Source organism: Streptococcus jiangjianxini (genome assembly GCF_040225085.1).
Lineage (GTDB): Bacteria > Bacillota > Bacilli > Lactobacillales > Streptococcaceae > Streptococcus > Streptococcus jiangjianxini.
Genome location: NZ_JBEHGL010000034.1, coordinates 1 through 7,456, shown reverse-complemented (window position 1 = coordinate 7,456; position 7,456 = coordinate 1). Strand labels below are relative to the sequence as shown.

7 protein-coding genes, 2 pseudogenes and 1 riboswitch are annotated in these 7,456 nt (G+C 38.7%); of the genes and pseudogenes, 4 read left to right on the top strand and 5 right to left on the bottom strand.

What is annotated here, in order from left to right; translation table 11 throughout:
• The coding region (locus tag ABP870_RS10320; RefSeq protein ID WP_350015275.1) for an IS3 family transposase at window positions 1–81 on the top strand (81 nt) is incomplete at its 5' end.
• Window positions 82–251: 170 nt separating this feature from the next.
• Window positions 252–383: pseudogene (locus tag ABP870_RS10315) on the top strand (DDE-type integrase/transposase/recombinase); the annotation flags it as partial.
• 110 nt (window positions 384–493) lie between these two features.
• Here ABP870_RS10315 and ABP870_RS10310 read toward each other — a convergent pair.
• Genes ABP870_RS10310 through ABP870_RS10300 form a run of 3 tightly spaced genes read right to left on the bottom strand, consistent with a single transcriptional unit; the run spans window position 494 to window position 3,408 of the window.
• Window positions 494–2,560 carry a cation:proton antiporter gene (locus tag ABP870_RS10310; protein ID WP_350015280.1) on the bottom strand — a complete coding sequence of 689 codons (2,067 nt, stop codon included), beginning with the start codon at window positions 2,558–2,560 and terminating at the stop codon, window positions 494–496.
• A 5-nt stretch (window positions 2,561–2,565) separates the two neighbouring features.
• Window positions 2,566–2,805: a hypothetical protein gene (locus tag ABP870_RS10305; RefSeq protein ID WP_350015279.1), complete on the bottom strand. Its 240-nt coding sequence runs from the start codon at window positions 2,803–2,805 to the stop codon at window positions 2,566–2,568.
• Between the two features lie 48 nt (window positions 2,806–2,853).
• On the bottom strand, window positions 2,854–3,408 hold the full coding sequence (locus tag ABP870_RS10300; RefSeq protein WP_350015281.1) for a tRNA (mnm(5)s(2)U34)-methyltransferase: 555 nt from the start codon (window positions 3,406–3,408) through the stop codon (window positions 2,854–2,856).
• A 112-nt stretch (window positions 3,409–3,520) separates the two neighbouring features.
• Between ABP870_RS10300 and ABP870_RS10295 the strand changes: the two genes are divergently transcribed.
• The gene (locus ABP870_RS10295) at window positions 3,521–4,531 is read left to right on the top strand and encodes a YeiH family protein (RefSeq protein ID WP_350015278.1); all 1,011 of its coding nucleotides are present in this window, start codon (window positions 3,521–3,523) and stop codon (window positions 4,529–4,531) included.
• Between the two features lie 996 nt (window positions 4,532–5,527).
• On the opposite strand, the gene ABP870_RS10290 is transcribed toward ABP870_RS10295, so the two are convergent.
• Window positions 5,528–6,181 carry a phosphatase PAP2 family protein gene (locus ABP870_RS10290; RefSeq protein WP_350015277.1) on the bottom strand — a complete coding sequence of 218 codons (654 nt, stop codon included), beginning with the start codon at window positions 6,179–6,181 and terminating at the stop codon, window positions 5,528–5,530.
• A gap of 1 nt (window position 6,182) precedes the next feature.
• Entirely contained in the window at window positions 6,183–6,749 is a 567-nt protein-coding gene (locus tag ABP870_RS10285) for an ECF transporter S component (protein WP_350015276.1), read from the bottom strand.
• A 71-nt stretch (window positions 6,750–6,820) separates the two neighbouring features.
• Window positions 6,821–6,945, bottom strand: a riboswitch (FMN riboswitch).
• Window positions 6,946–7,293: 348 nt separating this feature from the next.
• On the opposite strand from ABP870_RS10285, the pseudogene ABP870_RS10280 reads away from it, so the two are divergent.
• Window positions 7,294–7,456 (top strand): annotated as a pseudogene (locus ABP870_RS10280) (IS30 family transposase); the annotation flags it as partial.

Here is a 7,456-nt window from a genome sequence, read left to right as displayed (position 1 = left end):
TACGTCCACTGGTGGAATCATCATCGCATTCACGGCAGTCTCAACTATCAAACACCAATGGCTAGGCGAGTTATCGCTTAACAAAAAGCACTTTATAAATTTTGTACAGAAAAGGGTTGCCTTTTCATCTTTTCCATATCAACCTATACATTGTCATCTCCAAATAAACATGATACTAGCCAGCTAGCCTTTTATTTTAATATCATCAATTGAAAAAAGACAAAACAAAAGTACTTCATCTAAAACTGTTAGCCTTTCTAGCTGATACTGACATAGGACCTATGCTTCATAGTGACCAAGGCTGGCAATATCAGCACCTATCTTATCGTCACTTCTTAGAGACCAAGGGCATTCGTCCCTCTATGTCACGCAAGGGAATCAGTCACCATTCCAACATCTATAACCAAAGTATGATCAATATAGATTAAGTTACTAAAAGCGTTATCCAAGCCTAGCAAAAAACACTCCCCAAAATGGAGAAGTGTTAAAATGTTTATTTCTTTTGACTTGCAAAACTTAAAAATTCATAGGAGAGACTGGTCGTTGTCGCATTAAGCGAATAGTTTTCCAATTCATTAACATTACTACGTAATTTTTGCGCATAGGACTTGGAAATAAGATTATCTTCTTCAAACTCAGCAATGGTTTTACGTTCTAAATAATAACCTCGCAAGATATCATCATTGCTATCTGGAATCAGATGCATGATGACCCGTTCTACAAAGAGCCCCGACTTGATGAGTTCTGCATCACGCAAACGCGCATTCTGAAGATAATCCACCAAAGAATGATTGTAATAACCTTCTAACTCTTCAAGTGCTTCTAAAATAATCTCTGTATTAGAGAGATAAAGCTCTGTGATATTTTCGCGATTTTGTTCGGTTAACTGACGCGGAGTCCTAATTCGCTTTCTCATCGCCCGAATCCTAGATCCAAAGGTCATTACTTCATGTAAAGTTGCCCTTAAAACACGCATGAAAATCCTAAAACCATAGGTAAAGCTGGAAACAAAGCTACGGTTAACTTGTTTCTCCAAAACTTTTAAATAACCTTGATAAATGCGATATTCTTTAAGATCAATCATCCCTTCATCAAAGGCATATTCTAGCCCCTCGCTCTCAATACCAATAATAAAGAGCTGTAAATCTGCCAAATCTTTTTTGACACTATTGGGTTCTTGTTCTAAAATCAGATGTTCGATACGAGCATTATAATTATCGATGACAGCATAAAGCGATGCCTTATCTGGTTTCTCTTTACTATCTTGCTCCAAAATAGTCAAAACTTTAGATAAGATTGAAATTTTCATTAGGTTATCAACCGGACGTTCAATAGGCGGAGCCAGTAAGGGTAAAATAACAAATCCTGATAGAAAACTAAGTAGCGTGACAGCTGCGACCATGAAAAGTAGCAGACTGTACTGAAAATTGTCAAGGCGCGGTAGCAACAATATCGTCGCAATTGAAACGGTTCCTTTCACCCCTGAAAATGTGAGTAAAAGAATATCTTTGAATGATTTCCTTAATAACCGATGATAGTAAAGGTTCTTAAAAGCATAATAGGCACTAATCATCAAAAACCGGATCAAAATCATTAGCGCTGTTAGGCCAACAACAAGAGCAAATAAATAAAGATTGCTATACCTTGGACTCGTCAAAACAGGCACAACTATTGAGGTCAATTCTGTCCCAAAAATCAGAAAGACCACCCCATTAAGCATAAAATTAATGGTCTCCCAAACGATCTGGCCCACACGATAAACTTGCGCATCAAATAGTGTAACTTTTCTTAAACGACTGGCTTGCATGACTCCAGCAACCACCACAGCAATAATAGCCGAAACATTGACAGCCGAAGCAACAAAGTAGGTCACAAACGGCAAAGCTAGTTCTAATAGTAGCGCACCTGTCACATCGGCTGCATCAAATTTTTCTAATAAAGATAGTAGGATACGATTTAAGAAAGCAAACAGTAAACCAATGATAATACCCCCAAAAATCGTAATAAGCAGCTTAACACCTGCTTCAGCCAATGAAAAATAGCCTGTCAACAAGGCTGTTACTGCAAATTGAAAGGCAACCAGACCGCTAGCATCATTTAATAGACCTTCCAATTTAAGAATATTTTCAATACGCTTGGGAAAAGCAAATCGTTTTGAGATAGAAATAAAGGCTACCGCATCTGTCGGTGCTAGAGCGGCACCCAAGGCAAAGTAGGCAGCCATTGGTAACTCTATCGGAAGAAGATAACTTGCTAGTGCTCCTATCCCTAATGCTGTCACAAAAACCAAAGGTAGAATGAGAAAGCTAATAAAACTACGATATTTTAAAAAGCTCTTAACATCTGCTTCTTCACCCTCACGAAAGTTTAAGGGCGCAATGACGAAAGCTATGAACAATTCCGGATTGAGTTCTATCCCTCGCCCACCTTGAGAAATACCATAGGCAATCCCCAGCAGAAGTTGGACCAGGGGCAGGGGGATTCTTGGAAAAACCCTATTAACCACATTAGAAACGATTAATGAAAAAAGGAAAACAATCACCAGGATGGATATCTCCATATGGATTAACCTCCTTCATGCTTTTCTGTAAATGACTCTTTTAAGGCAGCGATTTTTTGATCAACTGCCTTATAATCTTTTTGAGCCATTTTTAACTGACAGCGCTCCTTTTCAAGAGCTATTAGTTTCTTTTTCAACTTAGCCATTTTGGGCGAATCGGCAAAATGGCTATCATTTTGTGAAGGTTGTTCAAGATACTTTTGGCGTAATTCTGATAAACGTTCAGTGACGGATTGATGAGACATAACTACTCCTTTTCATTCTGCCATTGTAACAAAATTCTCATCGGAAGACTAGAAAGAAGGTAACTTTTCTACCATTACTAAAAATGGCGGTGTATTGACTTGATTAAGCGCCTGATAAAGCATGACTGTATAGGCTTTTTGATCCAACTGACTGACATAATCTAGCACCGCATCCTTTTCCATCTGACCACCTTCATGACCATAATAAATCATAATAGCCAGACGACCACCTTCTGCTAACCTTTTGATAACCTTATCAATTGCCTGAAGTGTCGTATGAGGTTTGGTGATGATTGCCTTATCAGCACTGGGAAGATAGCCTAAATTAAAAATCGCTGCTTGAATAGACTCAGAAATGTAGCGATCAAGGTTCTCATGACCATCTAATATCAAATCAACATTATTAAGCCCTTCAGCCAGCAAACGTTGACCGGTTTTTTCAAGGGCTTTTCTCTGAACATCAAAAGCATAAACTTTATGGCTGCGTTTGGCTAAAAATACCGTATCATTGCCATTGCCCATCGTCGCATCCAAAGTCACACTCTGACTATCCAATACCTCCTTTAAAAAATCATGGGAACATTCTAGTGGTCGCTTCATTATCATCTCTCCTTCAACTGTCCTATAAAAGAAATTCGGAACATTTTTTTAACCATCTATACATTTATGGCACTTAGCACTATAATTAAAACAAAAACATGAGGAGGAGGCAACTATGTCTACTTTAAAATCACGTCTGCCAGGACTTGTTCTCTGTTTAGGTATCGCTACAAGTGCTTGGTTCCTAGGTCAATGGATCCCACTTATAGGAGCACCTGTTTTTGCAATTTTTATTGGAATGATTCTGGCTATTTGGCATACTGATCGAAGTCGTACCCAGGCTGGGATTCGTTATTCATCAAAGGTTATTCTCCAAGCAGCAGTTGTCCTACTTGGTTTTGGCTTGAACCTTAAGCAGGTATTAGCTGTCGGAACCCAATCGCTTCCCATCATCCTTGCAACTATTTCAACTTCCTTATTAGTGACTTTTCCCTTAAAAAAATGCTTAAATCTTGATCGTCACACCGCTACACTTGTTGGGGTCGGGTCATCCATCTGCGGAGGCTCCGCCATCGCTGCAACCGCACCAGTCATCAAGGCTAAGGAAGAAGACGTTGCTCAGGCCATTTCTGTTATCTTTTTATTTAACATCCTAGCCGCCTTACTATTTCCAACATTAGGTCATGCACTTGGCTTATCCAATAAGGGGTTTGCCCTCTTTGCGGGTACTGCCGTTAATGATACGTCTTCTGTAACCGCAACAGCCACAGCTTGGGATAACCTCTATCATGCCAACACACTCGATGGTGCTACAATTGTTAAACTAACCAGAACATTAGCCATCATCCCCATTACATTAGGGTTATCTATTTATGAAATGAAGCGCCAACAGGCAACTGGTAATCAAAAAGAGATTAACGTCAAAAAAGTTTTTCCAATCTTTATCCTCTACTTTATTTTGGCATCACTGATAACCACTATCCTCCCTCTTCCAACAACTCTGATCAACTTTTTAAAAGTTATCTCAAAATTTTTCATTGTCATGGCCATGAGCGCTATTGGACTAAATACAAACATAACCAACCTTTTCAACCGTGGTGGCAAAGCTATTATTATGGGCGGTATTTGCTGGTTTAGTATTTCCTGTGTCAGTTTACTCATGCAAAAATGTCTTGGACTTTGGTAACTCGAATAAGAGCTAATCTCTAACCCCTCTCACGACACCGTGGTCGTCGTTCAGCACACGACGGTTCAACTAAAACTGTTAAAGAGTCCATAGGCTCTCGCATCGCCTATTCCACAGACGCGGTCTATTGGTGCTGTCCTCGATTTATGAACAATCACGACAAACGCATGAAGAAAATATAGTTTTCAGAAAAATTGTTTTCAACTATTAGTGTTAGCATTTAGAAAAATTGTGGTATAACTAGGCTGTTAACGAGAGAAAATTTAATATTTTTTCAAAAAAGTGATCAAATTATTTTAAAAATTGCACTTATTAAAAATTAGGATAGGTGCAATTTTCCATGCGTTTAACGTGATGAACAATAACCATCATTGACATTTTCAGTCTATCATCTTTGCAGACCTAGAACGAGAACAGGCAAGACCAACTTGAAGGAGGTTTATTTAACCATTCAACTCTTCACCCCACTTCCGTGACGGTACGACAACTTCAGCTGACTTCTCATGATCCTTTGTTACGGTGGTCTAGCATGTTCATGAGTCTTCACAGGATAAATCGTACGACTTTCCTCGTTTACCCAAGATTTGTGAGGATGTTAAAAGATCTAAGGAAAATTTATCTTTTTCACACAGACCTTAGTCCGAATTGAATGACTCTCGTGGTTGCCGCATATAGGTGATGACTACCTATTCTATTTAGACTTTAGTGCTTTTTGTCACCTTATCACCTATGTACGCTTTACTATCACTTTTCTCTATTCGTAGTACCACGATTTCGCTATCCCTTTCCTCTGACGATTTCAGTTTCTAGCGCCAGACCTAAAACTGTCTATCTGCAGACTGTTTTTATCTGCTAATTCACGATCATCAGACTTAGGGAGCACTATTGGGTTCGCCGGTAGCGGTATGATCACGAATGACTTTTATCTCAGATGTACGACATGCCCGTCGTAACTAAAAAACGAATCTGGAATTCCAAATTCGTTTTTTAGTTACCTTAAGTCTGTTTCTCTTGAAAACGATTTTCAAAGCGTTTTTGATCATAGAATGGGAAAATGAAATTTAAACAAGCAAAGCCTAAGATAAAGCCTCCCAATACATCCGTAGGGTAATGAACACCAACATAAATACGTGATAAGCCAATCAAGGCAATCAATAGGCTAATTAGTGTTTCCGTTAAAACTCTCAAACCTGTCGATTTGAGACGTTGGTGAGCAATAATCAAGATAAAGCCATAAATCATCATAGAGCCCATCGAATGCCCACTTGGAAATGAAAAGCCATTCGCAAATACCAGGTGTTCAATACCAGGTCTTTGTCTTCCATATAAGTATTTGGTACCAATAATCAAAAGACCCGCTAGGACACCTGTACCGCCAAGAAAGATCCCTTCTGTCTTCCATTTTTTCACAAAATAGAGTAAGCCTACAGCTAATGCCAGAACAAAGACAAAAGTTAAGGTATTTCCCAGAACTGTTATCGTTTTGAAAAAGGATGTAGCAGAAGCTGGCAGAGAGCCGCGCACTGCTGTTTGAATAGACTGGTCAAAGGCAACCAAATTCTCAGGATAAAATTTGACGGTGTAGCCGAGTATTGTAAATAGAACGAGGGCAATGGATGCCCTAAAAAGATAAGTTTGTTTATGTTTCATTTTAAATATAGCGCTTGATAACCGGTTTTAACACAATGAAAACAACAGCAAAGCCAAGCGACAAGATAGCTCCTTCGATTAAATTAAAGGGAATAACCATAAGTAAAAGATAGTTGGCGACACCGATGAATTTTGCAATGTCAAAGTTTACGAATTTCGCATACAAAGGAATTGCAAAAACATAGTTCAGTATCAACATCGAAAGCGTTAAGAAGACAGTTCCAACAACACTAGCTGTGATATAAGAACGGCGCGTTTGATTTTTTTTCCAAAACATGGCAAAGGCAAGTACGAAGACACCCATAGCCACAATATTCATTGGCAGACCGATTAGCTCGCCGACTCCCTCATTATTTAACATTAATTTTAACAAAGTACGCAGTAAAAGAACAGCGTAAGCACTTTTCAAGTCATAAATAACCAGCCCCAACAAAATAGGAATAATGCTAAAGTCAATTTTCAAAAAGTTAGCTGATGGCAACAAAGGAAATTGAAAAAACATCAATACAAATGAAAGTGCGGATAAAATAGCGATAATCACTAATTTACGAGTGTTAGTGTTAGACATAAAAAAATTCCTCCAATTTAGATAAATTGAAAGAAGTTCCCGATTTTTAGGTATCTAAAAGACACTGAAAAAGCGGTCTTCTCCCATCCAGACTTTACTGTCGGTTGTGGAATCACACCACATCAGCTTACGCTCGCGGACTCCTAGTTACCTAGACACCGCCGGTCGGGAATTTCACCCTGCCCTGAAGACCCTTACATTATAACATGCGACAACTTAATGTGCAAGATACAAATCTTTAATATCACACCCAACATATAAAACCACGGTTTCCAAATAATTGTATCGTTAAAAGTCGACCATTTCGGGGGTATCTTATACTCATCCAAAATCAAAAACTAACTTTCTATAACCATTGTCTGTTGACGATGGTTTTTAAAATGGACCAGTCTATGCCTTGAATCACTTCTTGCAGCTTGTTGACCACGTCATCAAGTGTTTTAAACGTTTTATTCCCCAATTTGTAAAATTAAGCTAGACAGAAAAAAGCCATCTATGTTAGGCTCAGATAAACACCACATTTGTCTGAAGGGAACTAACATAAATGACCTATACTCATCTTACCACAAATGAACTTGTCATGATAGAGGCTTACTACCAAGAAGGCAGGAAAGTTAGTGCTATCATTGAATCTCTAGGACGATCAAAACAGACCATTTATAAGGTCATCAATTTCCTTAAAGCAGGACATTCAGTCTGTGACTACT

Excerpts from the sequence above, each read along its gene's own strand:
- ABP870_RS10310 (WP_350015280.1), bottom strand. The coding sequence starts at position 2,560 with ATGGAGATATCCATCCTGGTGATTGTTTTCCTTTTTTCATTAATCGTT.
- ABP870_RS10305 (WP_350015279.1), bottom strand. The coding sequence starts at position 2,805 with ATGTCTCATCAATCCGTCACTGAACGTTTATCAGAATTACGCCAAAAG.
- ABP870_RS10295 (WP_350015278.1), top strand. The coding sequence starts at position 3,521 with ATGTCTACTTTAAAATCACGTCTGCCAGGACTTGTTCTCTGTTTAGGT.
- ABP870_RS10290 (WP_350015277.1), bottom strand. The coding sequence starts at position 6,181 with ATGAAACATAAACAAACTTATCTTTTTAGGGCATCCATTGCCCTCGTT.
- ABP870_RS10285 (WP_350015276.1), bottom strand. The coding sequence starts at position 6,749 with ATGTCTAACACTAACACTCGTAAATTAGTGATTATCGCTATTTTATCC.